This is a genomic window from Hyphomonas atlantica corrig., assembly GCF_000682715.1.
Classification (GTDB): domain Bacteria; phylum Pseudomonadota; class Alphaproteobacteria; order Caulobacterales; family Hyphomonadaceae; genus Hyphomonas; species Hyphomonas atlantica.
In genome coordinates, this window is sequence record NZ_AWFH01000004.1 from 1 (window position 1) to 26052 (window position 26052).

The window sequence follows — 26052 nt, forward strand, 5'->3', positions numbered from 1 at the left end:
ATTATGGAGCAGACTCACCATAAATGGTGACTTGATTTCCCTCACCTTTTATGGTGATAGTCCGTCATGGAACAAGAAATCAGATACGACCGTCCGAACACCGTGTCTGGCCTCATCGCCAAACACAAAGAGCTTACCCAACTTCGCGACTGGCACAAAGCTGAGATCAAGCGGCTAAATGCTGGAATAGATCAGATTGCGGCGGTCATCACGTTGTTTGACCCGTCCGCTGAAACGGAGGCCGCTAAGGAATTTGCGGAAAAAAGGAAACCAGCACGCCGAACCGGTATAAAGCGCTTTCTTCTAGCTACATTGCGCGAAGCTTCCGAGCCGATGACCTCTCGCCAGCTTGCCGAACTATGGGCGCGGGAGCGTGACATGGGCGACGATCGCCAAACCATCAACAAAGCTCGAAGTAGCGTCACCTACGCGATAAAGGACTCTATAAAGCAGGGGCTCGTTGAGTGCGCGGGCCAGACTACTGACCACGGGGCATACGGGCCTTACAAATTGTGGAAAGTAAAAGAAGGCGACGACTAGCGTCGCCCTCCTCTGTTGCTACGCCATCGGGAAGTCCGGTGGCAGACTCATTGCTGGCGGAATGTCGGGACAGATGCGCCCCTTCATAACGTCCGCAATGCGGCCCTGGTTGATCTGAAAGTACGACGCGATCCGCGCATAGTTGTACTTTTTCAACCTAGCCAACTTGATCACCGGAACCATGTCCGGAGTTACCTTACGGTCTTTCATAACCTTCCTTTCTGAAGGCTGCGACCGATCAGCGGGTTGACGGATTCGAAAGAATGAATCACATACAACGTACTGCACTGTGATGTCCGCTGAGCGGTCATCTGTTGCGCTTCGAGACCATTCTCGGAGCGGGTGGAGCCGGGGCGCAAGGCCCCGACCCCTGCCGCCCTAGTGGCGACTGCTGACGCAAACGGGTGGCTAGACCCGAGAGCACCAGGAAGCGGTCGTCATATGGGTTCCATCAGTCGTCGTCCTCCAAATCATCGAACAGGTCGAGGTTCATAGCGCCGTGGGGATCCGCAGCACTAGGGAACGCTTTGTAGAAGTTCCTTTCGAATTGCCTCTTGTTGCTGGACAACCTGCCAATTGCAACGACTTGCCAAATATGCGCTCGTAACGCTGGCATGCCCACTTCATCACTTAGGAACTGGAACAGCTTATAGCGCCGTCCACCATTGGCGTAGATGACTGGATTTTTCTGCTCTAACTCCTCAAGGATTGCGCCGTTAGATGAGGCGAGCGGCTTATAGATGTATTTCCGGATCAGTTTGCCGAAGAATTTCGGATGCTTTGTAGATTTTGGGTTCAGGCGTTTCAGGCCGTAGATCTGATAGAAGGCTTCAAAAAGCTCGTTCGGGAACTCTTGTTCCCAACGGGCATACTCGTGCCGAATGAACTGTAGCCATAGTTCCCGGTACTCGTCCTTACGCTTATCCTCGATGAAGCCCGTTGCTTCATCGACTAGTGCGATGATACCAATTTTAGCCGCAGCTCGGAGGATAATCTCAGCCTGATAGGCCAAAAACTGTTGAGAGGGGTGGAGCTGCGTTCGTCCAACCATCAACGCATCGCATAGATCAATCAGCACAGTGGCCTCATAGCCATGCGCCGGATCCCCGTTTAGTGGCTTGAAAACAATCGGGTTATCAATCTTTTCGCGAAGTTCTAGTGGGATAATGGATCCCAAGGATTTCCGGGAAAGCGTCTTCATCAGGGCGTTTCCGCCATCTGACTTCAAGCCAATCGCGCGTGCCATAGCTCGTTTGTGGATCAGTCGCCTCCTGTCCTTGAGGACATAACAGTCGATCTCAATTTCACCGATGCGTAGGGAGCCTGCCGAGTTAGCCTCTGGCATCTTCCCCACGTCTTCAGGCTTTGCCCAACGGGCTTTAGCAGCAGCGCGCGCGATCTCAGAACGTCGGCTAACCGAAAGCGCAGCGGTACGAGCAAGGCCGCCCTTCTGTTGAGGAGTTTCAGTCATATCAGCTTCCAGCAAGCACCCGAATAAGAACAACCCCCGCATGCATGCAGGAGTCGCAGCATGCATGCAAGCATTTTTTTCCGCTCTATGCTTGCTGGCGCTGCCAGTATCCACACCACACGTCAGACTTTGGTGCGATAGCCGCTGCACTCACTATCATGGCAAACTGCGAGCCATTGGCGACGCGGCGGGCATCCTCGCGCCATGCCATCTCGCCAGCATAGGCGGCGAGGTACTTGCCAGCGATATGGTGGTGAGTGCCGATCTCGGCGCGGCGAACGCGGCTAAAGAAGCTCTCAGCTTGGTTGGTGCATGCGCCATCCAGTGAGTAAGCCTTCTGGTGATTGATCCGCTTTATCGGGAAGTGAGCCGCCAGCTTGTCCCAATGCGAAGCCTCGTCAGCGTGGACAGTCGCGCCAGTGGCAACGTTCGCTTTGGCGGCAGCGACGCCTTCCGCTTCAGATACGCCCACATGCGTCAGGGTACGGCCGCCACGTTCACGCATGACAACAACGACTTGGCGCTTGCCAGACTGGTGGATTTTCTTGCGGCGGTCCTTGCGATCTTCGCGCTTGTTGGCAGGCTTTACGTAGCCACCGAAATAAGCGCCATCGACCTCAACGTCTCCACTGAGCGCGCCAGCGTCACGGGCAAGCCCTATCGCTTCACGGCATTTGTGTAGCAGCACGAAGGCGGTCTTGTAATCAATATCCAAATCGCGGGACAGTTGGAGTGCGGAATATCCTTTTGCGCCATTGGTGAAGATGGCAATCGCGCCGAGAATGTCGCGGATGCTCAGCTTGCGGCTGTGAAAGATCGTGCCGCTGGTCCGGCTGAACTGCTTTGAACAGCCCTTGCACTTCCAGACTGGACGGCTCTTAAGGTTGTAGTGCTCAAGGCAGCCGCACTCAGGGCAGACCGGCTCACCATCTGTGTCCGCCCAGCGGATCATGCGGAAGGCCTTCTCGGCATCCTGGTCCGACATGCGGAGGATTTTCGCCAGTGAAAGCGTCTTTGCTGCGGGAGAGAGAAGGAAGTGCTGAGCCATTTCGTAATCACCATTTTTGGTGATTTGAATATGGCCATTTACGGAATCGCCGTCAAGTGGTATTTTCACCGAAAATGGTGATTTGTTTGGAGGTCCCATGACACTGGTAAAGTCGAGCCCGCCACCCAAGGCGCAACCGCGCAAGGATGCCCCCATTAATGCAGAGTACCAGGAGAAGGCAAAGGCCCTGCTTCGCGACATGATCGAAGGGGATTACGCCATGCTCGCTGAAAAGCTGAATGCTATGGGTATAGAGATAACCGCTCGCGGGCTGGAGAACAAAATTAGTCGCGGCGGGTTTTCGGCCGCATTTCTTCTCCAGTGCCGAGATGCTCTTGGCCTGCAGGTCATAAGGTGAAGGTCTGGACTCTGCGGTTGAATTAAGCGTCACTTGCAGTTGAGCCCGCGCTGATTCGTGGTCAGGGCGGGCTCTGTCTGTAACCCCGGAAGGGGCTTGGTGTGCACAGGTTATTCGTGGATTGTAACGCCTGACTCGTCAAGCCCCCTCCAAGCAGGAAAGGGCCAACACATGGCCATATATCTGATTGCTTACGATCTTCGCAACGAAACGGGATCACACGATTACCAGCCTCTCTGGGATCGATTGGAAGAGCTCGATTGTCACAAGACCCAATATTCAGTCTGGTTGGGAAACTTCAGCAATTCGGCAAAGGAAGTGCATGATCACCTCAAAACCTATATGGACGATGACGACCGCCTGATGGTGAGCGAGTTCACCAAGTATCATTGGTATTCCAACGCCATCGGCGGAACTAATGAATGGCTGAAGAAAAATCCCCCTCAGCGGTAGGTCTGCGAGCACCCCTTGATACCTCTCCGATCTTGATCGATATGCCGAGCGCCTTGGCCATGATGTGCAGAATATAGTTTCTCATTTCACTCTCCATACTGAGGCCCGGCACCATGCTGGGCCTTGAAGTTCCATAAATTACAAGTGGTCACCATTTATGGTGAGTCTGCTCCATAATGCCGCAGGACCGTACACCTCCCGCAAAGCCCATCCTGTCCCTGACCCCACAACCAGAACGGCACCTGATCCGGCTCCTGTGAGGGCAGAGGGAGAGTATGGGACGCGCGGGTATCAGACGGATTGGGGGCGGTAACTTGCCGTCGTCACCCCCGATGGCACAGCCATCAGGGGGCCCATCTCCGGACGGCGCGGCAGGAAATCCGGGGCATGGAAGAGACTGAATCCCCTGAACCGTGCAGGACGCACTCGTCGCATCTTTCAGAGATGGGCCCCCAGACCGCTGGCGCGGTCGGGGTGACGCCAAAGAGGGTAAACCGTGTTCCCTACCCCGTAATCTCGAACCACAAATCCTTCCAATCGGGATTGCGTTCCGTGATCAGATTGATCTTGTTTTTCCGGCGATAGGATTTCAGGGATTTTTCGCGAGCAATCGCTGTGCTGATCTCATCATGCAACTCATACCAGACGAGCGTCTTGCACCCATACTTCTGCGTGAACCCGCCGAAAATGCCTTCACGGTGTTGCCAGACACGCTGGACAAGGTGGGACGTAACCCCGGTGTAGAGCGCGCCCTGCTTGCGATTGGCCATCATGTAGACGGCAATTATGCGGTCCTCATTGGCCATGCCCAGCCCCCTTCCCCAACCTCCCTACACAATAACAAAGGTCGCGTCATTCCCGATGGCCGCAGGCCATCTGGGAACCCATCTCTGAACGAAATGACAGAGTACGCCATGTAATGTGTGGGGAAACCCGCACGCCCCCCGCACCGGACGCACCCGGTCGCCGCGTTCAGAGATGGGCCCCCAGACGCTGCGCGTCGGGGGTGACGCCAGGAGGGGAGGAAATGCGTAGGGCGGGTCATGACCCGCCATGCCGCGAGAACGGACGGAGGGTTACACTTAGCTAACCGGCCCTTCTGCGAAGGCTGAGCATTGCATTGCTTCATTTTGCAAAGCCTTTAACTTTCGTTCTGAAATTCAGAGAATTCGTCTGCAGCCTCAATCCACCACATTCAAAGTCCTTCAGTATACCGAAGAACGGTCGAGCGCTTGGGTTTGAATAAAGCAAGTGAATGTTTTCTTGCTGGACCTGTTTCATTTTTTCCCTTTGGTTCCGAGAAAGAGAATTGATCCACTTGGGCTCAAAGAAAATGTTCTCAGAGTGCTCAAGACCAAGCTGAAACACAAACTCCTGCAATGCTGACCGAGCAAATTTGAAACGCTTCACAACTGGAGCAACAATTCGCTCGGCCCCTTTCTTCCAAGCAAAAATGAATTGGCTCCCTCCTTCCACAGGTATTACTCCAATCACACATCCATCCTCAGAAGCATCAGCCTGATGGTCAACCTCATGGTACTGAGGGAAAAATTTGAAGTTTGTTGCAGCCAAATATGCGAAAGGAAGACGCTTTGGAAAGGTTATGCTTGCATACTTTATTCTGGAGAAATCCTGTGAGTTGATCAATTTCCGCTGGGCCATGAATGCTGCGTGGTTATCCCTTAATCCAAGAAGGGTACCATACTCCATTGCGCGTTTTTCAATACTGGGTAAACCAGCATCATCTAAAATCTCGTATGAGTCGAAGATCGCCAAGTTTCGTGACTTCTTGAAAAGTTCTTGAGCGGTAGCCCTAAACATATAGAGCGCTATGTTCTCTGGCGTCACGTCGAGTCGATTGCTGTCTATTGGCTTAAATATGTCACGATCATGGTCTTTGCAGAACCCTTTGAAACAAGAGGCTAACCTTACCGTCATGGGGCGCTCTTCAAGGAAGTCTTGCTCAGTACTTGAGACCATATTCATCCCAAAACGGATCACTTCGGAATCATTGGCTATCAGCTTCAAATTTGCTGCAGAAATAGAGTGTGAATTTACTGCAGCACCATTGCATTCATCAAAAAGTGACAGCACGCAAAGCGAGTTGTTGTCGAACCTCCTAATCACTCTCTTATAGTGATTGGACAGCTCGAATAAGCGCTGCATGTTTCACCTCAGGCACGACTCATTGAAATCATAGATCAATATTTGTGTTCACCAAAGATATTCGATCGATTCGCTATAAAGGCATGTGGTTTGGATTCACCCCTAACTCATCCACCTCAGCACCCGCGCCTCAATCGGGTTCGCGAAATCCCGCCCCTCGGTCCGGCATTCCGTCCACTCACGTTTTAGCCGCTGGTACCATTTGGCCTGGATGTCGATGTCGTCGATCCACATCATCGCCTTCTGGTGGGCCATGCCCTGGTTTTGCAGGTCCACCATGTCGCCATCCTGGCGCAGGAATTTGCGGGCCATCGGCTTGGCGATCGGCACGGCGAGGTGGAGCAGCGGCGCGCCGGTCCACCAGGTGAACTGGGTGATCCGTGTACGTTTCGGGGCCTCTGGCGTCAGGCAGGTAAGCGTCAGGAGGCGCGCCTTGTCGTTCGAGATGATTTCCCAGCGATAGCCGGGCAGCTGAAACCGGATTTCGGTTTCCACATCATCGCCAAACACCCAGCGATAGAGTTTCGAGTTCGAGCTGGGCGGGTGACGGTCAATCGCCCAGCCGCGCGTCGTGGGCACAAAGGGCTTTTCCTTCAGCTTCAGGCCCACCGAGGGCGGGCGCCACCACCATTGATTGTGCACGAACGGAACATGGGCCGGATCCATCAGGCCGACCACGGCATCATCCATATGCGCGTTGAACACATCATGGATGACGAAACCGGGCTTGTCCGGCAGCGGGCCGAATTCCGGCGGGGGCACGACCGGCGGCTCCGCGCTGCGGGGGTTGTGCGCGACATAGAGATAGACCGCGCCATTGGCCTCATGCACCGGATAGCGACGCACCTTGACCTTTGACGGGTCATAGGGGCTGTCGTCTGTAAGGGATGGCATCAGCTTGCAGCCGCCATCCGTGCCGAAGCGCCAGCCATGATAAGGGCATTGCAGCGTCCACTCGCCATCGGTTTCCAGCTGCTGGCCCGCCGATAGCGGCACAAGCCGGTGCGGGCAGATATCGCGCAGGGCGAACGCCTCCCCTGCCGGAGTGCGGCCGACCACGACGGGTTCGCCCAGCACCATGATGCGCTGCTGCTTGCCGGGCTTCAGCTCATCCGAGGGCGCGGCCAGATACCAGCTATCCGTCAGGAAGCCATTATCGGTGATGCCCTGCTTGGGCGCATTGTGCTGTGTGTCGGGCATGGGCGGGGCCGTTTGTTCAAGTGAGACGCCTGATTACCGCATTTGACAGGGGCGAACCAGTGTTCGGGCTGTCGCGCATATGGCGCCGAATATTGCCAGCGCGGCAATTGGCAATATGGTGTCGCCTTTGGCGAGGAAACAATGGGGTATCGGGCATGGCCGAGACAGTGACCAATAAGGGATTCCTGGGATGGGTGGAGAAGACGGGCAACCGCCTGCCCGATCCGGTCTTCCTGTTCTTCTACCTGATCATCGCCCTGATGGCGATTTCGCAGATCGCGGCCTGGACCAGTTTCAGCGCGCCGCACCCGACGCAGGTAACAGACGGCGGCACGCCGTTGATCATCGAGTCGGCCAGCCTGTTCTCGGCGGAAAACATCCAGCGGCTCTGGGTGGAGATGCCGAAAACGTTCACACACTTCCATCCACTTGGCTATGTGCTGGTCGTGATGCTGGGCGCGGGCGTGGCAGAGCGCTCGGGCCTGTTCTCAAGCGCAATTCGCGCGGCCGTGCGCAATGCGCCGAAATTCCTGCTGACGCCGCTGGTCGCGCTGGTGGCCATGCTGTCGAACCATGCCGCCGATGCGGGCTATGTGGTGATGATCCCGCTGGCAGGCATCCTGTTTGCCTCGGCCGGGCGCCACCCTCTGGCAGGGATCGCCGCGGCCTTTGCGGGCGTCTCGGGCGGGTTTTCGGCCAATATCTCGCCCGGCCAACTCGACGCGCTGTTGTTCGGCATCACTGAAGCAGCCTATGGCGCGAGCAATATCGATGCGGGCTGGACGATGAACATTGCCGGCAACACCTACTTCATCATCGCGCTGCTTCTGATCTACCTGCCGGTCATCTGGTTCGTGACGGACAAGGTGATCGAACCGCGCCTTGGCAAATGGACCCCTGCCCCGGACGCAGCTGTTCAGGCGGGCGATGAAGACAAGCCGCTGACCGCTGAGCAGCAAAAGGGCCTGCGCATGGCCGGGCTCGCCGTGCTGGGCGTGTGCGCCCTGTGGGCCCTGATGACGTTCGGGCCGGGTACGCCGCTTCTGGCGGATGGACCGGGCACAGATGGCGACCCGTGGTACCAGAAGGCCGGGCCATTCTTCCGGTCGCTGGTGGCAGGTTTCCTCATCCTGTTCCTGGCGGCAGGCTGGGCCTATGGCGCGGCGGCCAATACGATCAACAATCACCGTGACCTCGTGAACATGATGACCGAGGCGATGAAGGATCTGGGCTATTACCTCGTCCTCGCCTTCGCGGCGGCGCATTTCGTGGCAATGTTCGGCTGGTCGAATCTAGGCCTGATCTCGGCAGTGCATGGCGCAGATGCGATCCAGTCCAGCGGCCTGCCGCTGCCGATCGTTCTGGGCCTCATCGTGCTGTTCTCGGCGCTTTTGAACCTGTTCGTCGGCTCGGCCAGCGCGAAGTGGGCGCTATTGGCGCCTGTGCTGGTGCCGATGCTGATGCTGCTGGGTGTCAGCCCGGAAGGTGCGACGGCAGCGTATCGCGTGGGCGATGGCGCAACCAACATCATCACGCCGCTGATGGTCTACTTCCCGCTGATCCTGGTGTTTGCGCGTCGCTGGCAAAGTGATTTCGGCCTCGGCAGCCTGACGGCAATGATGATCCCGTATTCGGTCTGGATGCTGATCACGGGCGTGGTGCTGATGATGGGCTGGATCTTCCTGGGGCTCGATTTCGGCCCCGGCGCGCCGGCGCACATCACCGTTCCTGGTACCGGCGGATAGGCAAGAGACAGCGAGAGACATGGCAAGCCCGGCCTGACAGAAGTCAGAGCCGGGCTTCCTCCCCTATTGGCAGGGTATGCGAGGCGCCTTAGGCGGCTTCGCGGTTCACTTCGCCTTCGGCCAGCTGAGACATTTCCCGGTCGCCGGAATAAGTGCTGTCGAGGCAGGCTTGCAGCGTGCGTACATCATCGCTCAAGCGCAGGCGGCGGGCAAAGGCAACAACGGTGCCATAGCCGGCCAGGGCATAGTGGGTCATGCGCTGGTATTGGGAGATGATCGACGCATCGAGCACATCCTTGTCGTCAATATCGGCCTCAATGGCGTGCGCCTTGGCTTCCTTCACCAGGCCTTCCATGCCCTGGCAGAATTCGCCGCGCGGATCGGCCTCGTGCTTGCGGATCAGGCCCTCAACGGCGTCAATACCGTCTTCGATACCCTTCACGCCGCGCTGGAGCGCGTCTTTCAGCTTTGCATTGCTGGCCTTGTCGGCAAGCTTCTGCGTGACTTTCAGGGACTGGCGGTTGGCGCTGTAAAGGTCTTGCAGCTGGTCAATGTAGAGATCATTCAGAGTGGTGATACTCATGGGGGAATCCTTCCGTGCGTTGGTATTCTTGTGACGTCGAATCAATGGAAGGCCGGGCCAATCGTTCCGGAATTGCCCGAATTTAATGGAAAACAGCGATATTCTGCCCGTCTGCGGCCCTGTGGCATGCTCTGCCTGAACGAGACCGCTTCCCGACAGGGCAAAGCGCGGCTATATCCCGCCCATGATATCACGTGACAAAATCCGCAATTTCTCGATCATCGCCCATATCGACCATGGCAAGTCGACGCTGGCCGACCGCCTCATCCAGCATTGCGGCGGCCTGACCGACCGTGAGATGAAGGAACAGGTGCTCGACTCGATGGACATCGAGAAAGAGCGCGGCATCACCATCAAGGCCCAGACCGTGCGCCTGACCTATACGGCGCAGGACGGCGAAACCTATGTGCTGAACCTGATGGACACGCCGGGGCATGTGGACTTCGCCTATGAGGTCAGCCGCTGTCTCGCCGCATGCGAAGGCTCACTTCTGGTGGTTGATGCCAGCCAAGGCGTCGAAGCGCAGACACTGGCCAATGTCTATCAGGCGATCGACCAGGATCATGAAATTGTGCCCGTGCTCAACAAGGTGGATTTGCCCGCCGCAGACGTTGACCGCGTGAAAGCGCAGATCGAGGACGTGATCGGGCTCGACGCGTCTGACGCACTGGAAATCTCGGCCAAGACGGGTCTTGGCGTCCCCGATGTGCTGGAGGCCATCGTCCAGCGCCTGCCCGCCCCGCAAACGGGCGAGGCGGATGCCCCGCTGAAGGCCGCGCTGGTTGACGCGTATTACGACCCATATCTGGGCGTTGTCGTCATCGTGCGCGTGCATGATGGCGTGCTGAAGAAGAAGCAGAAGATCAAGATGATGCGCACCGGCGCGACCTATGAGGTCGACAAGGTGGGCACGTTCAATCCGAAGATTACCGAAACCGATGCGCTGGGGCCGGGCGAAGTCGGCTTCCTCGTCGCCTCCATCAAGGAAGTCAGCGACACGGCCATCGGTGATACGATCACGGAAGAAAAGCGCCCAACGGACAAGGCCCTGCCCGGCTATAAGGACGTGCAACCAGTCGTATTCTGTGGCCTGTTCCCGATGGACGCAAATGATTTTGATGAACTGCGCGCCGCGATGGGCAAGCTGCGCCTGAATGATGCGAGCTTCACGTGGGAGATGGAAACCTCTGCCGCGCTGGGCATGGGCTTCCGCTGCGGCTTCCTCGGCCTGTTGCACCTGGAAATCATCCAGGAACGCCTCAGCCGCGAGTTCGACCTGGACCTGATCGCGACCGCGCCGAGCGTTGTCTATGAAATGACGATGACGGACGATACGGAGATCGAGCTGCACAATCCGGCCGACATGCCGGAAGTGACCAAGATCAAGGAAATCCGCGAGCCGTGGATCAATGCCACGATCTACACGCCGGACGAATATCTCGGCGGCATTCTGAAGCTCTGCCAGGACCGGCGCGGCATCCAGACCGAGCTATCCTATGTCGGCGGGCGCGCAATGGTGAAGTATGAGCTGCCGCTCAACGAAGTCGTGTTCGATTTCTATGACCGCCTCAAATCCATCAGCCGCGGCTATGCCAGCTTTGACTATGAGATTGTCGGCCACCGCGCAGAGAATCTCGTCAAGCTGCAGATCCTGGTGAATGACGAGCCGGTCGATGCGCTCGCCATGCTGGTGCACCGCGACCGCGCCGAAAGCCGGGGCCGGCAGATGTGTGAGCGGCTGAAGGATCTGATCCCCCGCCAGATGTTCAAGATCCCGATCCAGGCAGCCATTGGCGGCAAGGTGATCGCACGCGAAACGCTCAGTGCCCTGCGCAAGGATGTGACGGCGAAATGCTATGGCGGCGACGCCAGCCGGAAGCGGAAACTGCTCGACAAGCAGGCCGCCGGTAAAAAACGCATGCGCCAGTTCGGCAAGGTAGAGATTCCGCAGGAAGCCTTTGTGGCGGCACTCCGGATGGATGGGGACTAATCGTTCCGTCCGTTAAGGCCCGTTGATCTACCAGAGCCCACCGAAATCCGCCCCGTCATGGCGGCGCGGAGGATGCGGCGGAAGTGCGGACATTCCATATGGCTCGGCGCGCGGCAATTGGCGGCGTGGCGCAGGCCATCGCGCATGATCGTCAACTGACGGATTTTTTCGTCCAATTCTTCCGCCTTTGAGACGAGCGCGGTGCGTTCGATGCGGGGCCCCTCTTCCGACATCATGGCGGCAATCTCTTCCAGCGTGAAACCGGCGGCACGGCCGAGGGAAATGAGGCCGAGCCGTTCCAGCACGTCCGGCTCGAATAGGCGGCGCAGGCCCCGCCGCCCGGCCGAGCGGATCAAGCCACGCTCTTCATAATAGCGCAGGGTGGAGGCCGGGATGCCGGATTGCTTTGCGACGTCGGAAATTTCCAACATAGGTCTTGACCTCAAGCTGACTTGAAGTGGCAGGATGCCGTCATCAACGCAAGTAGGCAAGGAAAAGGCAGGCAGGATGAGCATCGCAAACAAGGATCAGGAAGAGTTGTGGAACGGCCCGGGCGGCAAGGCTTGGGTGCGGGCGCAGGCGCTGCTGGATGCGGCCTTCACGCCATTCGAGCGCATACTGGTTGAGACCGCGACGGCAGCGGGGGCGGCCCGCGTGCTGGACATTGGCTGCGGCACCGGCGCGACGACCCTGGCGATGAGCAGCGCCCTTGGCGCGGATGCAGAATGCCTTGGCCTCGACATATCCGGGACGATGATCACGCATGCCCGCAAACGGGCTGCTGAAGCCGGGTCAAACGCCGAATTCATTGTGGCTGATGCCCAGACGCATGAATTTGCCGCCAATCATCATGATCTGATCACCTCCCGCTTCGGCGTGATGTTCTTTGAAGATCCCGTCGCGGCCTTTCGCAATCTGAACCGCGCCGCTGCACCGGAAGCCAGTATGGTGCTGCTCAGTTGGCGTGACCCGGCGGAGAACCCGTTCATGACGGCCGCTGAAGCCGCCGCCCGTCCCTTGCTGCCAGACCTTCCAGTGCGCGAGCCGAACGCGCGGGGCCAGTTTGGCTTTGCCGATTCTGCACGCGTGGAGCGCATTCTGTCCGAGGCCGGATGGCAGGATGTCACGACTGGCAAGCTGGACGTGGAATGCCGGTTTCCGCTCTCTGCGCTGGACCTCTATGTCTCACTGATGGGCCCGGTCGGGTATGCGATGGCGCAAGGCGTGGATGAGGCGATCAAAGAAAAGGTAATCGAAGTGGTCCGAGCTGCCTTTATGGAATTTGCCGTGGGCGACGAAATCGTCTTCACGGCAGCCTGCTGGAAGACTGCCGCGAGGGCAGCCTAGGCCCACTCGCCTGACCGCGTTACCTTCCCTTCCAAAACAAGAGGGAGATACGCCGTGGCGGACACAGACACAAAACCAGCCGAAATTCTTTATGAGGTGGCCGACCATGTGGCGACCATCACGCTGAATGCGCCGGAGCGGATGAACACGATTTCCGGCCCCATGCTGGATGAATTGTGCGAGGCGCTGCTGAAAGCGGACGCCGACAAAGGTGTGCGCTGCGTGATCCTGACCGGTGCGGGCAGGGCCTTTTGTGCGGGGCTCAATCTGGAAAGCGCGACCAAGGGCGAAGGCATCGGGTCTGGCGCAGTTGCGAGCGCGACGCTGGACCTGCGCAATACACCGCCAACTGTATTGTTCAACATGGACACGCCCACCATCTGCGCCATCAATGGCGGCGCGGCTGGCTATGGCATGGACACCGCGCTCGGCTGTGACATCCGCATCATGTCGGACAAGGCCAAGATGGCGGCGGCCTTCACCAAGCGCGGCATCCTGCCGGAATCGGGCGGCACCTGGTTCCTGCCCCGCATGTTGGGTTGGGAGAAAGCATGCGAGCTGATCTTCACCGGCCGAACCCTGAGCGCTGAGGACTGCCTGGCCGAACGCCTGTGCGCAAAAGTCGTGCCGCACGACACGCTGATGGATGAAGCCCGCGCAATGGCAAAGGAAATCGCCGCCAATGCGCCGCTCGCCGTGCAGGCGTCCAAGCGGTTGATGCGGATGGGACTGTCTGAGCCGTTTACGGAACATGTGCATCATGTCTTCCTGCAATTGCTGCCCCTGTTGAAAACAGAAGACGCCCGCGAAGGCATGATGGCGTTCCTCGAAAAGCGACCGGCTGCCTTCAAGGGTCAATAGAGCCAAGCGCTCCGGCCTGCCTGGCTCAGGCCGGAGCGTGGTTCATACTGGCGATCTCTGACAGAATCTCCGCCCACGCAGTGTCCATGGCAGGGGTCCACTCCCCTGCCAGCGTGTCCCGGCAGGTATCACGGATAATGGTGAACATGTCGTCCAGCCTGGCCTCCGGCACACCATAGCCCTGATGTGAGAGGCGGGCGGACTGAAGCTCAAAGCGCGGCAACTGGCTGCCTTCGGCAAGGCCAATGATGCATTCGAAACAGGTGGTCAGCATGGAGCCACGTACGCCGCCATCACTGTCCATCGCGAAAAGGTCTTCAAACTCCGGATGCTGCGCGAACAGGCGCTGGTAAATCAGCGGTGCGGGATCGGCGCACAACGCGCCGAAGCGTTCAAGGGAATGCATGATCTGGTCAGACGAGGTCATGAGTCACCCTACCGGCCCCTCACCCGCCACGCAATCGCAAGACGAGACGACGCGTGGCGCGTTGGTTCATCTTTCGGTGACGGGCGATGCGTTTGGCAAGATTCTGGCGCTCTTCGCGTGTCCGGCCAAGATCATAGAGCTGCGTCGCAAAGCCGAGCGCGGCCTGCTGGTCACGGCTGGGACGCCGCGCCGCGCCTTCCTCCTCGGCCCATCGCCCCGGATGAAAGCTGGCAGTCACCTTGGGTTGGTCATTGCCCAGATAGTAGAGAAAGGCGGCAGGCGCGGAGACATTGCGGATGATCGTGTCCGGAATGAAGTGCAGCCAGTCCTGATGCTGTTGCCAGCGCCAGGTATTGGGGGAGTTCTTCGTGCGCACACGCAGGCCAATGATGCGCAGTCTTCGCTGAACGGCGGTCCAGTCCTGCCCTTCTTGTTCTGCCTGCATCTTCATCAGGCGGATCAGCCCTTCCATCGTGCCGCCGGACGCGACGAAGTCGACCAGGGCAATCGGGCGTGGCCCCGTCGCAATGGCCTTTGGTCCGAGGCCCAAGGCAGTAAGATAGTCAAACAAGCCCTGTCGCGTAGACTCCGGCAATTGCTCAACCGAGCCCGCATTGCGGAGCGAGTATTGGACAAGATGAAGCTGAGGCGTATCGCGCAAGCCCTCGAAACATCCGGACAGGTAATCATAGAGGTTTTCCGGCGTGCGCCCGATGAAGGCGAGGTCAGACCGGTTGGCATGGGCCAGGATGCGCGCAGCGGTCGCGCGAAGGGATTCAAGGAACATGTCGTTCAGCCGCTGCGGCGGCGAAACCCCGGAAATCAGGCTACCCAACTGCTCCCGACGGGCGATGTTCCACCGAAACGGTGTCGCCACAATGCTTCCTCCCATTGTTTTTCCTGAATATAGCGCCTGCGGGCCGCGCTTTCCAAATGGGAATGAGGCGCTTACATGCCCTGCATGAGCAAGACGCTGACAGTTCTGGGCATTGAAACCAGCTGCGACGAGACCGCCGCCGCCGTTCTGCGCCTGACGGATGGGCGGGCCGAGCTGTTGTCGGACGTGATCCGCACTCAGCTGGAAGAACACGCACCTTATCTCGGCGTGGTGCCGGAAATCGCTGCGCGAGCGCATGCCGAACTCGCGGACCTCACCGTGAAGGCCGCGATGCATGAATCAGGCGTTTCCTATTCAGAGCTGGATGGCGTGGCGGCCACATCGGGGCCCGGCCTGATCGGCGGGGTGCTCGTCGGCATGATGACCGGCAAGGCGATCGCGCAGGCAGCCAGCAAGCCCTTTGTGGCGGTGAACCATCTGGAAGGTCATGCGCTGAGCCCGCGGCTCGGGAATGACTGCCCGTTCCCCTACCTGTTATTGCTCGTCTCAGGCGGGCATTGCCAATTCCTGGAAGTCAGGGGTCTTGGCCAGTATCGCAGGCTCGGCTCGACGATTGATGACGCCGTCGGAGAAGCGTTCGACAAGACGGCCAAGACACTTGGCCTTGGCTTTCCGGGCGGCCCTGCAGTTGAGCGGCTGGCGGAAGGCGGGAATGCGGAGGCCTTTGACCTGCCCCGCCCCCTGCTTAACCGGCCGGGACTGGACATGAGCTTTGCAGGCTTGAAAACGGCTGTTGCACGCGCAGCCGCAGACACGGACATGTCAGAAGCTGAGCTGAAGGATCTCTGCGCCAGTTTCCAAGGCGCCGTGACCGACATTCTCTCAACCAAGGCCGCATTGGCTCTGGCTGATTTTGATCCGGGTGAAGACGGACATAAACGCTTTGTCGTCGCTGGGGGTGTTGCGGCCAACAAAGCGATCCGGGCCGCATTGACCCGCGTGGCCGAGGAGGCTGGCGCGACACTGATTGCGCCGCCGCTACGGCACTGTACGGACAATGCGGCAATGATCGCGCTGGCGGGTGCGGAGCGACTGGCTGCCGGACTGGTGGAAGGTGACGCCGGCGACCTTGCCACCGGGGCGAGACCGCGCTGGCCGCTGGACGAGGCCGCCGCGAAGGCCGCCCCTGTTTACGATACGGGCCGCCGAGGCGCTAAGGCCTAGAACGGCCCCATCAAAGTCTAAACGACGTACTCAGCCAGCGAATATGTTGCGGCGAGGATGGCAACCGCCACCGGAAGTGCCGCAAGAAGAGCGACCAGGGACTGGCGGGCTTCGGTCTTGGACAGGGTCATTGTTCTGATCTTTCAGCATGAAACGACAGCGCCAATCGCTGCCGATGCCTGCCATATAGCAACGACCTGAATAATAATCAATGAATGAAAACGAAAATGTTCAGAGTTTATCTATTTTGCGATCCGGAATTGTCGCACCAGGGGACAATCCAGCGAGAACAAGGTTCATCACACCGGCCTGCTCACGCTTCAGTTTCGGCAGCGTCAGGTGCGAGAACATTTGCGGGAACCGGAACTTCATCATCGCCGCCTGGATCATCTCGGCCGTCTCGTCCTTGTGCTCGATCTGCCGGAATTCTCCGGCATCCATACCGGCTTCGAGAATCTGGACGAGGTAGACGCGCTCCTGCGCCAGCTGCTCGTTGAAGAAGAGCGGACGCTCGTCGCTCAGCGTCTCAGCCAGCTCGATCAACTTGTCCTTTTCCTCAAAGGCTTCAAAGGTGCGCACCATGCTGAATTCGAAAAACCGGCGCAGGCGATCTGCGGCAGAATCAGACTGGCGACAGATTCCCGCATAGGTTTGGTACAGCTCGGAATTGAACTTGCGCGCGATCGCCTCGGCAATGTCCAGCTTGGACGCGAAGAAGCGATAGATGTTGCCCGCGGACATGTTGCAGTCCTTGGCAATCTCGGACATCGTCGTCTTCGAGTAACCATAATGGACGATGCGCTCCATCGCGGCATCCAGAATGAGCTGGCGGGTATCGGTTGTGTCGTTCATGCGGGCACCATACTCCGAGTTACTGAAGGATCAATGATTCATTCAGCCGATTTGTTCCTCAATTCCCCCCTATGGGCAGGACAAGGGCAATATGCCATACGCCTGAACACACATACTGCTGCCGGAGCCCAGATAGATGCCGCTTTTTGCCTTCCACAATCTCGACAATGAAATCAATGGCGCAGAGCTGCGCGCTGCCAACCGCCCGGCCCACCTTGCCTGGGTGCAAACACTGGGCGACTCCGTGCGCATGGCCGGGCCCTTGATGTCGGAAGATGGTCAGATGATCGGCTCACTCTGCCTGATAAAGGTCGAGAGCCTGGCCGCCGCGAAGGCGCTCGGCGCCGAAGACCCCTATGCGAAGGCTGGCGTGTTCGGCCACACGCACGTGCATGAAGTCAAATGGCTGGTCGGAGAAGGAAAGCCTGCATGAGACAGCTCATCCTCGGAAACCTGAACTATTCCAGCTGGTCGATCCGGCCGCTGCTGGTTGCGCGCCGTATTGGCCTGCCCGTGGAAGAAGTGATCGTGCCGCTCGATTTCCCGGACACATCCGCAAAGCTGAAAGAGATCAGCCCGACGGCGAAGGTGCCGCTGCTGATCTGGGATGATGTGACGGTGTGGGAAAGCCTGGCCATCACCGAATGGATTGCAGACTGGGCCCCTGTCGGAGCGGTCTGGCCAGAGGACGCTGGCAAGCGCGCGATCGCCCGCGCGGTGACAAGCGAAATGCATGCAGGCTTCCCGGCACTGCGCAAGGCATGCCCGATGGACATTCGCAGCCGCTCTGAAACGCCGGACATGACTGAAGCGCTTGAGGCCGACATTGCCCGCATCCAGACGATGTGGGACGAGATGCGCGCGCAACATGGCGCGGGCGGGGATTTCCTGTTTGGCAAATGGAGCGCGGCTGACGCTTTCTACGCGCCGGTCGTGACACGTTTCCGCACCTATGGCCTGCCCCTGACGGGCGCCGCTGCGGAATACTCGGCAGCCGTGCTGGAAGACCCGCTTTTCCTGGAACTGGAAAAGCAGGCTGAAGCCGAACCCTGGTGGATCAAGTACACGCCCGACGGACGCTCAAGCGGTTATCTCAAGCCGGAAGGCTGAGCAGGTCATAGTCCAGATCGTGCCGGAACAGGGTTCGGACATGATCGGCATAAATGTCCATCGCCTCTCCGGTGAACAGTTCTGACAGCGGAGTCTTGCGATTCTGCAGCACGTTGGGTTCAGCGTCCGGGTCGACCTTTTCGGCCATCGCTTCCTTTGTGCCTGCTGCGAGCGCCGTATCCAGCGCCATCGCCGTCAGGCCCAGCCCCCAATGGTCCGATACGGCTTGAAGGATGGCGCGCGGGTCTTTCTGGGTCTGCTCGTACTGGACCAGGAAGATGCTGTCGCCATGCTTGGCCCGGATATCGCCCCAACGGTTCCAGAAGCGGGCAAGCCAGTAGAGATCGCAGCGATACTTCGACCCGCCGGGATCGCCTTTCAGATAGGTCAGCCAGTCAACCTTGATGTCATATTCCCATTTGGCGTGATGGCTGGCGAGAATGGACATGGGATGGCGCACCGCCAGCACGTAAGGCGGCAGGCTGGCCATGCTGCGCGCCCATCCCCATTCGGCCAGATGGTGCGGGATCGTGTGGCTGAAGGCCAGTCGTGGAAGCTGTGGGAACGTCACATCATCCTTGGGCCAGCCAATATAAGGCCGCACGGCGTTCTCCGAGAAATAGGGCGGATGGGCGATGCCATACGTTTCCGCCAACGCCACCGCCAACATGTATTTCAGCCAATGGGTCCCGGAATTCTTTGACGTGACCAGCATGCCATCGAACCGGCCATGCCGCAGGACGGAGAAATTCGTCCAGGATTCGTTGAACACCTTGGCGCGATATTCACTGGGAAGAGACTCTGACATGGACTGAATCCCTATTGCGCCGGGGCGAGGCGCGCAACCACTGTTAAGCGGCTGAGCGGGTCAGGTCTTCAGGCCTGCCTTGTCTCTGAACACTTGCAACAGGGTAAGTTGTTCCCGCGTCGGCACGCCTTCGGCCTCGGAGACGGCGACCAGCATGGCGTCGAGATCGACAATTTCCTTTGGGCCGAGCTGAGGCGCACTCACGATGAGTTGGCTGAGCTTACGCATGGCCGCTTGCGGGTCCGGCAGGGAATTCATCACCCAGGCGGCATGGGCAGACAACTCGTCCGCCTCGGCCTGCGTGAAATTGAAGTGGGCGATCATTTCCTGATCGATCACTCTTGCCTGCGCCTCCGTCAGCGGGCCTTCGCGGGCACGGGCCACCTCCATCATCATGATGGCAGCGGCCTCTCTCGGGTCTTCGATCAGGCTGATGCCACCCTTCCCCGCCTTGTAGCGAAAGGCGAACCGGCGCGGTGCATTCGCGATGGCGCCAGCTGCATCCAGCGCCGCCTTCGCGCCACGGCGTGCCATCTGGAGACGCCATGACCAAACGCCAATCGTCATCAGGATGCCGAATATCAGGACCAGAATGTGCATGGGCACAATGTAGCGCGCCCCCGCAGGCCGCGCCACTCACAAAACGGTCAGTTCTCGCCAGCCTCGGCCGTCGCAGCTGCATGGGCCTGAGCGAGCACATAGGCGCGGATGGATTCCGACTGCTCCGGGGTCAGATAATCCGCAAAGGACACCATGCCGTTCACCGCCAAATTGCCATCGATCACGACGCCTTTCCATGCGGTTTCGTTCCCGGTGATGGCGGACCAGCGCAAGTCTGGCAGGACACCCGAGCTGACCGCCAGCGGCCCATGGCAAACCGTGCAATTGCGCGCATAGTGGACCGCGCCTTCCGCGATCATTGTCTCGTCGCCAAAGGAATCCGCTTTGGGCGTCTTGTCGATCATCGGGAAATCGGGATCTGCAATCTCACCCTCACCGCCCAACTTGAACGTCACGACCTTGCCGACCGTGGAAGGCACCGTCTCGTCATAGGCAAAGCCTGCTGACAGACCAAAGGCGCTGCCCCAGCCCGTTGTGATCGTAACGTACTGCTCGCCGTCAATCATGAATGTGCCCGGGCCAGACGCGCCGCCAGACTTCAAGTCATGGCTCCAGAGCTTGTCGCCAGTTGCCGCGTCATAAGCGGCAAACTCACCATTCAGCTTTCCTTGAAATACCAAACCGCCCGCCGTGGACAGTACCCCCCCATTCCAGGCATTGTCGTGCTCGACCGTCCAGCGCGGCTCTCCGGCAATCGGATCCCACGCAATCAGGCGGCCCTTCAAGCTTGAGCGAAGGAATTTGGCGACCTCCGGCGGGGCAATCGGGGGCACACCTGCGGAAAAGTCCGCACCGGTATTCCAGGCGATCGCGTCACTCTCGAACCGCGGATCGCGTGCATAGGCCTGCGGGATCTCCTGCGCCGGAATGTAGGCGAGGTTCAGCTCCGGATTGAAGGCCATCGGGTGCCAGTTGTGCGCCCCGAGAGGACCGGGTGTCTGCTGGTAAGGCACTTCTCCATACCGCGCATCCGCGATCTCGATGGGGCGGCCATTCTCATCCAGGCCGGTTGTCCAATTCTGCGGGACGAAAGCATCCCCGGACAGGAACTCCCCGGTCTCGGCATCCAGTACGTAGAAGAAGCCGTTCTTGGGGGCCTGCATCGCGATGCGGCGGCTTGCACCATCTTCGCCGAGCGGCAGGTCGGCCAGAATAATGGTCTGCGTTGCCGTGTAGTCCCAATTGTCGCCCGGCGTCGTCTGGAAGTGCCATTTATAGGTGCCGGTTTCGGGATCCACCGCGACAATCGACGACAGGAAGAGATTGTCACCGCCAGACGGATCACGGAAATCACGGTTCCAGGGAGAGCCATTCCCTACGCCGAAGATGATTTGGTCGTTGACCTCGTCATACACGATGGAATCCCAGACGGTGCCGCCACCGCCATCGGTGACCCATGCGCCGTCATCGCCCCATGTGACATTGCCGATGTCCTCAAATGCGGCATCGGACACTTCGCCATCCGGCTGTTTTTCAGGATTGGGCACCGTGTAGAACCGCCAGACCTTGTCGCCGGTATTCGCATCATAAGCAGAGATGTAGCCGCGCACACCCAACTCCGCGCCGCCATTGCCGATCAACACTTTGCCGTTCACCACGCGCGGCGCGCCGGTGATCGTGTAGGGCTTGGACTGGTCGACGGTTACCTTGCTCCAGACGACTTCGCCGGTTTCGGCGTCCAACGCCTCCAGCCGGCCATCAATGATACCGACATAAACCTTGCCATCATAGACAGCGACCCCGCGGTTCACGACATCACAACAGGCCTTAACACCCACAGCGCGATCCACGTCCGGATCATAGACCCACAGCTCTTCGCCTGTCTTTGCGTCCAGCGCGTAGACCAGCGACCAGGCCGAAGTGACATACATTACACCGTCAACCACGATGGGGGTCGATTCCACGCCGCGATTTGTCGCCAGATCATAGGTCCATGCCACGCCGAGATCGGAGACCGTGTCCGTGTTGACGTTCGTCAGGCTGGAATGGCGCTGCTCATCATAGGTGCCGCCATATGTCAGCCATTCCTCGCCTGCGCTGCCCGTGCTGATGCGCTGGGTGTCGACCGCCGCGAAGGCTTCCGGTTCCGCCGATGGGGCCTGATCGGCGGTTTTCGCCTGCCCGCAAGCGACGAGAATTGCAAAGGATGCCCCTGCAATCAGTGTGGACTGCCAGTGTGTCATGGCGGTTCCTCTCCCTGTTCGTTTCCTTGAAACGGTCTGATGCCGCTTTGGAGTGCGAGAGTAGTGGAGGCAGGCCGATTGTCGAGACCTGTCTTTAGGTCAGGCGAGCGTTGCCGCGCCAAGCCGCGCATGCGTGGAGAGATCGGCCTGCGCCGCATCAATCGCAGCCTCGACAAGGGACGTCCACGCCGTCTTGTCGGCGGCAGATTCCGAACCGTCAGGGAAAGTTACCGACCGCGAGGCGTTCACCACACCACCTTCAAGACGCCCGTCCACTTCCGCAAAACCGGCAAGCGCATCCGCCGCGCCACCGCCCTGCGCGCCATATCCGGGCACGAGAAACAAGGCGTCCGGCGCGAGTGTCCTGAGTTTGCGAGCCTCATCTGGCCCTGTCGCCCCGGCCACCAGCATCAAGCTGGACCAGCCATCCGCGCCTTTGAGGCGCTCTATCGCGGGGGCGAGTGCCTCAACCACGCGGGCGTAAAGCGGCGCGCCTTCAAGATCCTTTGCCTGGAAATCGGCAGACCCAGGATTGGACGTTCGCGCCAATACGACGACGCCCTTCCCATTCGCTTCGGCCTGTTGAAGGAACGGCTCCAGCGTGTCCATGCCCATGTACGGGTTCACCGTGACAGCATCAGAATAGAATGGCGCGTCCTGTGACAGATAGGCAGCAGCATACCCTTTGGCAGTCGTGCCTATGTCGCCACGTTTCGCATCTGTGATGACCATGAGACCCGCCGCTTTCGACGCATCACACACGCGCTGAAGGGCGCGCATGCCGTCCGGTCCATGGCGCTCGAACAGGCCGACTTGAGGTTTCACCACACAGGCGCGGCCAGCTGCTGCGGCGACCACGGCTTCGCCCCAGGCCGCCAGCCCGTCTGGTGTGTCGCCGCCAAACAGGGCAGGGATGCGCCCGGGATGCGGGTCAATGCCCACGCAAAGCGGGCCCAGCTGGCGCGCGCCAGCGATGAGATGAGAAGCAAAATGTGTCATGGGGTCACCCGGCAGGCCACTTTCACCACCTGCAAACGGCGGCGGGCATTATCAGATACAGGACCATAGGTCTCTTCAGCGAAGACTTCGGTTGGACCGTCTTCGCGGTTGATGCTCAGACTGGTCAGGAAGGCATCGACAGAGGTCGGCGCGGCGGTATAGATGCGGCCACGACGCGGGCTTTCCGCGACAATCACGCCCCGTACCGCACCATTCGCGTCAAACACCGGCCCACCGGAGATGCCCCCGAGCGGCCCGGTCAGGCCGCGTGTGCGTCCGATCTCGGCCCAGGCGAGAATGGGCTCTGCCCCTTCCCTGCGGCCCCGTGTGATCAGTTTCGAGCGGGACATCAGCTTGGTCGCCACTTCCCCCGGGCGCCCCTGTGGATAGCCAACATGATAGCCATAGGTGCCGATCCGGAGCGGAGATTCCAGATCCAGTTTCACCGGGTTCGGGCTACGACCTGTCGTCAGCAAGGCCAGGTCGTGATCAGGGTCCACGACAATACTGTCGACCGGAACATATTGGCCGGGGGCGACGAGCAGGCCGACAGAATTACATCCATCGACGACATGCCGCGCCGTGATCCACTGGCCCGACGTGTTTACGGCGAAAGCTGTTCCGATCCCGTCTTTCGGTTCGCTGACCTGCACCAGCACCTGTTCATCCAGCGGAGAGGGCGGCGGCAGCGTCGGGCCTTCTGATTCGATCTGGGCAATCGGAGGCTCCGGCGCGTCCGCTTTCGGATCTCGCGAGAACAGGGTCCAGACGACAACGCCCAGAACCAACGCATAGATCACCCAGTCGAACGAACGCATGAAGTCTCCAGCCCTCCCCTAGAACCTTTGCAGCACCGGGTCCCAAAGACCCGCTGCAATGATCAGGGCCGAAGCCAGCTTGGCAGACACCAGCACGACGGCGGCGCCCGCTTCTTCCTCCTCGATCCGACGTGGAATATCGGTCAGCAGCACGTCCACGAGCCGGTAGACGAGCAATTGGATCAACAATGACACGATGCCCCAGATGGCGAGGTCAACCAATGTAACGCTTGATGCCAAACAGGAGGCGATGGGAATGGCCAGCCCGACAATCGCGCCCGCCAGCGCGAACCCGGCGGCGGCGTTTCCGGACTTTACAAGCGCCAGTTCCTTCCAGGGCGTCAGCAGCACATAAATCGTGCTGGCAGCGACCAACATGATGCCGGCCGCCCCCGTCCAGACCAGGAAGCGCGGGAAGGCCTCGACAAAAGCTAAAGTCTCACCGCCCATAAACGCTCGCCATTTCCTCTGATTTCCATTGACCCGAACTGAGCCATACTTATCCCTACCCATAGCATGCCATTGCCTCAAGGAGACAGATTCATGATCAAGGGGAAAACCGCCCTCGTTACCGGCTCGACCAGCGGCATTGGAAAGGCGATCGCCGAGCGGCTCGCGCAGGCCGGGGCCGATATTGTGCTCAACGGCTTCGGCGACGCCGATGAAATTGCGTCTCTTCAGAAAGAGATGCATTCGGAACACGGCGTACAGGTTGGCTATTCAGGCGCTGACCTGACCAAACCGGACGCCATCGAAGGCATGTTCGACTATGTGAAGAAGGAATTCGGCGGGGTGGACATCCTCGTCAACAATGCCGGGACGCAATTTGTCTCTCCGCTGGAAGATTTCCCCGTTGCCAAATGGGATCTGATCATGGCGCTGAACCTGTCAGCGGCTTTTCACACTACGCGCCTTGCGCTCGGGCCGATGAAGGAAAAGGGCTGGGGCCGCATCATCAATACAGGCAGCGCACATGCCAAGGTCGCCTCTCCGTTCAAGGCCGCTTACGTCGCCGCCAAGCATGGCCTCGCCGGCCTGACCAAGGTGACTGCACTCGAAGGGGCGGAACACGGCGTACGGTGCAATCTTGTCTGTCCCGGCTATGTGCATACGCCGCTGGTTGATGGCCAGATTGACGACACTGCGAAGGCGCGCGGCATGACCCGCGACGAAGTGGTGAAAAATGTGCTGCTTGCTGCCCAGCCAACCAAGGAGTTCGTGACAGCAGAGCAGATTGGCGGCTTCGTCGCCTTCCTTTGCTCGCCTGACGCCGACCAGATCAATGGCGCAGACCTGTCGATCGATGGAGGCTGGGTGGCGCAATAGGTCACTGCCTTGTAATTTGACGGGCGCGGCCAGTTTCATGATAGGAGTTGGTCAATGCTCCAAAGGATTGCTCTTCTCTGCTTCAGCCTGCTGCTGATTGCGTCTGCCAAGGCGAGCCAGATGGTTCACGCAATGGCGGCCGATTGCGACATGGGCATGATGGAGCACGCCCCAGCCGACGCGCCTGATGAACCGATGGATGGCATGATGGACAGTACAGCGTGTTGCTGTCCTGCCATAGTTGCGGCGCTTCCATCAGCTACCGCAGGGGATAAGGTAAGCCAGACCTATCCACCGCTGTTCGATGCGCCGCTGGACGCAAGTCCTGTCTCGATCACCTTTGTACCGGAGCCGCCCCCTCCCCGGGTGTGATGTTTCCCGAGAAACATCCATTCAACCCGGAACAAAGGAGAAGGCCTTGTCCTTCCTATCCCGCGCCGCACCTGTTGCGGCATGCCTGACTTGGGCGGCCCTGGCCCCCATAGCCGAGGCACGTCCCGTTTCCTATCCCGGAGGCTGGACGGCAATGCAGATGAACAATGGCGATGCGTCGTCGCTGCATATTCATTATTCGCCAACGGCCTCGGATTCCATCGGCTTTTATGCCGAACGGAACTGGGCCGAAGACGTGCAATTCACCGGCCTGCAATACAATCGCCTGCTGAAGCGATGGAATGGCCCCAGCAGTCAGGCCAACACCTATCTGAAACTGGGCGTTGGTGAAGCTGACCCGTTCGGCGATGCGTCGGGAGAGCTTTCAGGTTTCGCGGCATTCGCTGCGGACTGGGAAACCCGGCGCTGGTTTACCTCCTATGAGGCACGGGCGACCGACTATGCCGGAAACCAGAGCCTGCGCCACAGTGCGCGGGTCGGTGTTGCCCCCTATATCGGCGACTTCGGAGACCTCCATACCTGGCTGATGCTGCAGGTGGACAACCACCCGGAAGCAGCCGAGCCCACAACCACAACCCCTCTCATCCGGTTCTTCAAGGACGTCCAGATGGTCGAAATCGGCTATACTCTGGAGACCGAGGAACTGCTTGCGAACTGGATCATCCGGTTCTGATTTACAGGAAACACAGAC

At 59.3% G+C, this 26052-nt stretch carries 30 protein-coding genes; 13 read left to right on the forward strand and 17 right to left on the reverse strand.

All coding sequences use genetic code 11. The features are described 5' to 3' along the window. Positions 1–66: 66 nt before the first annotated feature. The gene (locus HY36_RS04385; protein ID WP_035549101.1) at positions 67–540 is read left to right on the forward strand and encodes a hypothetical protein; all 474 of its coding nucleotides are present in this window, start codon (positions 67–69) and stop codon (positions 538–540) included. A gap of 18 nt (positions 541–558) precedes the next feature. Here the strand turns inward: HY36_RS04385 and HY36_RS04390 are convergent, their stop codons facing one another. The 3 genes from HY36_RS04390 to HY36_RS04400 all read right to left on the reverse strand — a co-directional run bounded on the left by HY36_RS04390 (position 559) and on the right by HY36_RS04400 (position 3059). Continuing rightward, entirely contained in the window at positions 559–750 is a 192-nt protein-coding gene (locus HY36_RS04390) for a hypothetical protein (RefSeq protein ID WP_035549104.1), read from the reverse strand. A gap of 241 nt (positions 751–991) precedes the next feature. Continuing rightward, positions 992–2011 carry a P63C domain-containing protein gene (locus tag HY36_RS04395; RefSeq protein ID WP_162175947.1) on the reverse strand — a complete coding sequence of 340 codons (1020 nt, stop codon included), beginning with the start codon at positions 2009–2011 and terminating at the stop codon, positions 992–994. An 85-nt stretch (positions 2012–2096) separates the two neighbouring features. After that, positions 2097–3059, reverse strand: a complete 963-nt coding sequence (locus tag HY36_RS04400; RefSeq protein WP_035549334.1) for an IS1595 family transposase — start codon at positions 3057–3059, stop codon at positions 2097–2099. A 97-nt stretch (positions 3060–3156) separates the two neighbouring features. Between HY36_RS04400 and HY36_RS04405 the strand changes: the two genes are divergently transcribed. Continuing rightward, positions 3157–3417 (forward strand): DUF6471 domain-containing protein, encoded by a 261-nt coding sequence (locus tag HY36_RS04405; protein ID WP_035549107.1) that lies wholly within the window; start codon positions 3157–3159, stop codon positions 3415–3417. Positions 3418–3588: 171 nt separating this feature from the next. Beyond that, entirely contained in the window at positions 3589–3870 is a 282-nt protein-coding gene (locus HY36_RS04410; protein ID WP_035549109.1) for a CRISPR-associated endoribonuclease Cas2, read from the forward strand. Positions 3871–4373: 503 nt separating this feature from the next. Here HY36_RS04410 and HY36_RS04415 read toward each other — a convergent pair. The 3 genes from HY36_RS04415 to HY36_RS04425 all read right to left on the reverse strand — a co-directional run bounded on the left by HY36_RS04415 (position 4374) and on the right by HY36_RS04425 (position 7236). Continuing rightward, positions 4374–4676, reverse strand: a complete 303-nt coding sequence (locus tag HY36_RS04415) for a GIY-YIG nuclease family protein (protein ID WP_035549112.1) — start codon at positions 4674–4676, stop codon at positions 4374–4376. Positions 4677–4995: 319 nt separating this feature from the next. Further along, complete coding sequence (locus HY36_RS04420; RefSeq protein WP_035549115.1) at positions 4996–6036, reverse strand: hypothetical protein; 1041 nt, start codon at positions 6034–6036, stop codon at positions 4996–4998. Positions 6037–6138: 102 nt separating this feature from the next. Then, positions 6139–7236 (reverse strand): aromatic ring-hydroxylating oxygenase subunit alpha, encoded by a 1098-nt coding sequence (locus HY36_RS04425; RefSeq protein WP_035549118.1) that lies wholly within the window; start codon positions 7234–7236, stop codon positions 6139–6141. Between the two features lie 155 nt (positions 7237–7391). Here HY36_RS04425 and HY36_RS04430 point away from each other — a divergent pair, with 155 nt between their 5' ends. Further along, on the forward strand, positions 7392–8981 hold the full coding sequence (locus tag HY36_RS04430; RefSeq protein ID WP_035549125.1) for an AbgT family transporter: 1590 nt from the start codon (positions 7392–7394) through the stop codon (positions 8979–8981). Between the two features lie 88 nt (positions 8982–9069). Here the strand turns inward: HY36_RS04430 and HY36_RS04435 are convergent, their stop codons facing one another. Next, entirely contained in the window at positions 9070–9564 is a 495-nt protein-coding gene (locus tag HY36_RS04435; RefSeq protein WP_035549128.1) for a ferritin-like domain-containing protein, read from the reverse strand. Positions 9565–9748: 184 nt separating this feature from the next. Between HY36_RS04435 and lepA the strand changes: the two genes are divergently transcribed. After that, positions 9749–11554: a translation elongation factor 4 gene (gene lepA / locus HY36_RS04440; RefSeq protein WP_035549133.1), complete on the forward strand. Its 1806-nt coding sequence runs from the start codon at positions 9749–9751 to the stop codon at positions 11552–11554. Here lepA and HY36_RS04445 read toward each other — a convergent pair. Further along, positions 11551–11985: a helix-turn-helix domain-containing protein gene (locus HY36_RS04445; RefSeq protein ID WP_035549135.1), complete on the reverse strand. Its 435-nt coding sequence runs from the start codon at positions 11983–11985 to the stop codon at positions 11551–11553. The two genes, lepA and HY36_RS04445, sit on opposite strands and share 4 nt — an antisense overlap. Before the next feature lie 76 nt (positions 11986–12061). Here HY36_RS04445 and HY36_RS04450 point away from each other — a divergent pair, with 76 nt between their 5' ends. Both HY36_RS04450 and HY36_RS04455 read left to right on the forward strand, forming a co-directional pair. Then, positions 12062–12901, forward strand: coding sequence for a class I SAM-dependent methyltransferase (locus HY36_RS04450; RefSeq protein ID WP_035549137.1), 840 nt, complete (start codon positions 12062–12064; stop codon positions 12899–12901). Between the two features lie 54 nt (positions 12902–12955). Continuing rightward, entirely contained in the window at positions 12956–13762 is an 807-nt protein-coding gene (locus HY36_RS04455) for an enoyl-CoA hydratase/isomerase family protein (RefSeq protein WP_035549140.1), read from the forward strand. A gap of 25 nt (positions 13763–13787) precedes the next feature. Here HY36_RS04455 and HY36_RS04460 read toward each other — a convergent pair whose 3' ends face one another. Together HY36_RS04460 and HY36_RS17650 are read right to left on the reverse strand one after the other, a co-directional pair. Then, on the reverse strand, positions 13788–14189 hold the full coding sequence (locus HY36_RS04460) for a globin (RefSeq protein ID WP_051602503.1): 402 nt from the start codon (positions 14187–14189) through the stop codon (positions 13788–13790). A 19-nt stretch (positions 14190–14208) separates the two neighbouring features. Further along, the gene (locus tag HY36_RS17650) at positions 14209–15081 is read right to left on the reverse strand and encodes a hypothetical protein (protein ID WP_051602504.1); all 873 of its coding nucleotides are present in this window, start codon (positions 15079–15081) and stop codon (positions 14209–14211) included. A gap of 60 nt (positions 15082–15141) precedes the next feature. On the opposite strand from HY36_RS17650, the gene tsaD reads away from it, so the two are divergent. After that, entirely contained in the window at positions 15142–16251 is a 1110-nt protein-coding gene (gene tsaD, locus HY36_RS04470; RefSeq protein WP_035549141.1) for a tRNA (adenosine(37)-N6)-threonylcarbamoyltransferase complex transferase subunit TsaD, read from the forward strand. A gap of 231 nt (positions 16252–16482) precedes the next feature. Here the strand turns inward: tsaD and HY36_RS04475 are convergent, their stop codons facing one another. Continuing rightward, a complete protein-coding gene (locus HY36_RS04475) occupies positions 16483–17103 on the reverse strand; it encodes a TetR/AcrR family transcriptional regulator (RefSeq protein WP_035549144.1) in 621 nt (206 codons plus the stop codon). Between the two features lie 136 nt (positions 17104–17239). Here HY36_RS04475 and HY36_RS04480 point away from each other — a divergent pair, with 136 nt between their 5' ends. Then, a complete protein-coding gene (locus HY36_RS04480) occupies positions 17240–17536 on the forward strand; it encodes a YciI family protein (RefSeq protein WP_051602505.1) in 297 nt (98 codons plus the stop codon). Then, entirely contained in the window at positions 17533–18213 is a 681-nt protein-coding gene (locus HY36_RS04485; protein ID WP_035549147.1) for a glutathione S-transferase family protein, read from the forward strand. Before HY36_RS04480 ends, HY36_RS04485 begins: the two co-directional genes overlap by 4 nt. Here the strand turns inward: HY36_RS04485 and HY36_RS04490 are convergent. The 6 genes from HY36_RS04490 to HY36_RS04515 all read right to left on the reverse strand — a co-directional run bounded on the left by HY36_RS04490 (position 18197) and on the right by HY36_RS04515 (position 24092). Further along, entirely contained in the window at positions 18197–19021 is an 825-nt protein-coding gene (locus HY36_RS04490; protein ID WP_035549149.1) for a sulfotransferase domain-containing protein, read from the reverse strand. The two genes, HY36_RS04485 and HY36_RS04490, sit on opposite strands and share 17 nt — an antisense overlap. Positions 19022–19081: 60 nt before the next feature. Next, positions 19082–19621 carry a TerB family tellurite resistance protein gene (locus HY36_RS04495; RefSeq protein ID WP_035549151.1) on the reverse strand — a complete coding sequence of 180 codons (540 nt, stop codon included), beginning with the start codon at positions 19619–19621 and terminating at the stop codon, positions 19082–19084. 47 nt (positions 19622–19668) lie between these two features. After that, positions 19669–21825 carry a PQQ-dependent dehydrogenase, methanol/ethanol family gene (locus tag HY36_RS04500; protein ID WP_035549157.1) on the reverse strand — a complete coding sequence of 719 codons (2157 nt, stop codon included), beginning with the start codon at positions 21823–21825 and terminating at the stop codon, positions 19669–19671. Between the two features lie 99 nt (positions 21826–21924). After that, entirely contained in the window at positions 21925–22824 is a 900-nt protein-coding gene (gene pyrF / locus HY36_RS04505; protein WP_035549159.1) for an orotidine-5'-phosphate decarboxylase, read from the reverse strand. Further along, on the reverse strand, positions 22821–23642 hold the full coding sequence (locus HY36_RS04510; protein ID WP_035549161.1) for a S1 family peptidase: 822 nt from the start codon (positions 23640–23642) through the stop codon (positions 22821–22823). The genes pyrF and HY36_RS04510 overlap by 4 nt, the downstream gene beginning before the upstream one ends. A gap of 18 nt (positions 23643–23660) precedes the next feature. After that, positions 23661–24092 (reverse strand): DUF350 domain-containing protein, encoded by a 432-nt coding sequence (locus tag HY36_RS04515; RefSeq protein WP_035549169.1) that lies wholly within the window; start codon positions 24090–24092, stop codon positions 23661–23663. A gap of 93 nt (positions 24093–24185) precedes the next feature. Here HY36_RS04515 and HY36_RS04520 point away from each other — a divergent pair, with 93 nt between their 5' ends. The 3 genes from HY36_RS04520 to HY36_RS04530 are packed head-to-tail and all read left to right on the forward strand — an operon-like array spanning position 24186 to position 26034. Further along, complete coding sequence (locus tag HY36_RS04520) at positions 24186–24968, forward strand: 3-hydroxybutyrate dehydrogenase (RefSeq protein ID WP_035549170.1); 783 nt, start codon at positions 24186–24188, stop codon at positions 24966–24968. Between the two features lie 54 nt (positions 24969–25022). Then, a complete protein-coding gene (locus tag HY36_RS04525) occupies positions 25023–25340 on the forward strand; it encodes a hypothetical protein (RefSeq protein ID WP_035549173.1) in 318 nt (105 codons plus the stop codon). Positions 25341–25386: 46 nt separating this feature from the next. Beyond that, a complete protein-coding gene (locus HY36_RS04530; RefSeq protein ID WP_155841701.1) occupies positions 25387–26034 on the forward strand; it encodes a hypothetical protein in 648 nt (215 codons plus the stop codon). Positions 26035–26052: the final 18 nt, after the last annotated feature.

Coding starts and splice junctions, on each gene's coding strand:
- HY36_RS04385 (WP_035549101.1), top strand. CDS start 67: ATGGAACAAGAAATCAGATACGACCGTCCGAACACCGTGTCTGGCCTC.
- HY36_RS04390 (WP_035549104.1), bottom strand. CDS start 750: ATGAAAGACCGTAAGGTAACTCCGGACATGGTTCCGGTGATCAAGTTG.
- HY36_RS04395 (WP_162175947.1), bottom strand. CDS start 2,011: ATGACTGAAACTCCTCAACAGAAGGGCGGCCTTGCTCGTACCGCTGCG.
- HY36_RS04400 (WP_035549334.1), bottom strand. CDS start 3,059: ATGGCTCAGCACTTCCTTCTCTCTCCCGCAGCAAAGACGCTTTCACTG.
- HY36_RS04405 (WP_035549107.1), top strand. CDS start 3,157: ATGACACTGGTAAAGTCGAGCCCGCCACCCAAGGCGCAACCGCGCAAG.
- HY36_RS04410 (WP_035549109.1), top strand. CDS start 3,589: ATGGCCATATATCTGATTGCTTACGATCTTCGCAACGAAACGGGATCA.
- HY36_RS04415 (WP_035549112.1), bottom strand. CDS start 4,676: ATGGCCAATGAGGACCGCATAATTGCCGTCTACATGATGGCCAATCGC.
- HY36_RS04420 (WP_035549115.1), bottom strand. CDS start 6,036: ATGCAGCGCTTATTCGAGCTGTCCAATCACTATAAGAGAGTGATTAGG.
- HY36_RS04425 (WP_035549118.1), bottom strand. CDS start 7,236: ATGCCCGACACACAGCACAATGCGCCCAAGCAGGGCATCACCGATAAT.
- HY36_RS04430 (WP_035549125.1), top strand. CDS start 7,392: ATGGCCGAGACAGTGACCAATAAGGGATTCCTGGGATGGGTGGAGAAG.
- HY36_RS04435 (WP_035549128.1), bottom strand. CDS start 9,564: ATGAGTATCACCACTCTGAATGATCTCTACATTGACCAGCTGCAAGAC.
- lepA (WP_035549133.1), top strand. CDS start 9,749: ATGATATCACGTGACAAAATCCGCAATTTCTCGATCATCGCCCATATC.
- HY36_RS04445 (WP_035549135.1), bottom strand. CDS start 11,985: ATGTTGGAAATTTCCGACGTCGCAAAGCAATCCGGCATCCCGGCCTCC.
- HY36_RS04450 (WP_035549137.1), top strand. CDS start 12,062: ATGAGCATCGCAAACAAGGATCAGGAAGAGTTGTGGAACGGCCCGGGC.
- HY36_RS04460 (WP_051602503.1), bottom strand. CDS start 14,189: ATGACCTCGTCTGACCAGATCATGCATTCCCTTGAACGCTTCGGCGCG.
- HY36_RS17650 (WP_051602504.1), bottom strand. CDS start 15,081: ATGGGAGGAAGCATTGTGGCGACACCGTTTCGGTGGAACATCGCCCGT.
- tsaD (WP_035549141.1), top strand. CDS start 15,142: ATGCCCTGCATGAGCAAGACGCTGACAGTTCTGGGCATTGAAACCAGC.
- HY36_RS04475 (WP_035549144.1), bottom strand. CDS start 17,103: ATGAACGACACAACCGATACCCGCCAGCTCATTCTGGATGCCGCGATG.
- HY36_RS04480 (WP_051602505.1), top strand. CDS start 17,240: ATGCCGCTTTTTGCCTTCCACAATCTCGACAATGAAATCAATGGCGCA.
- HY36_RS04485 (WP_035549147.1), top strand. CDS start 17,533: ATGAGACAGCTCATCCTCGGAAACCTGAACTATTCCAGCTGGTCGATC.
- HY36_RS04490 (WP_035549149.1), bottom strand. CDS start 19,021: ATGTCAGAGTCTCTTCCCAGTGAATATCGCGCCAAGGTGTTCAACGAA.
- HY36_RS04495 (WP_035549151.1), bottom strand. CDS start 19,621: ATGCACATTCTGGTCCTGATATTCGGCATCCTGATGACGATTGGCGTT.
- HY36_RS04500 (WP_035549157.1), bottom strand. CDS start 21,825: ATGACACACTGGCAGTCCACACTGATTGCAGGGGCATCCTTTGCAATT.
- pyrF (WP_035549159.1), bottom strand. CDS start 22,824: ATGACACATTTTGCTTCTCATCTCATCGCTGGCGCGCGCCAGCTGGGC.
- HY36_RS04510 (WP_035549161.1), bottom strand. CDS start 23,642: ATGCGTTCGTTCGACTGGGTGATCTATGCGTTGGTTCTGGGCGTTGTC.
- HY36_RS04515 (WP_035549169.1), bottom strand. CDS start 24,092: ATGGGCGGTGAGACTTTAGCTTTTGTCGAGGCCTTCCCGCGCTTCCTG.
- HY36_RS04520 (WP_035549170.1), top strand. CDS start 24,186: ATGATCAAGGGGAAAACCGCCCTCGTTACCGGCTCGACCAGCGGCATT.
- HY36_RS04525 (WP_035549173.1), top strand. CDS start 25,023: ATGCTCCAAAGGATTGCTCTTCTCTGCTTCAGCCTGCTGCTGATTGCG.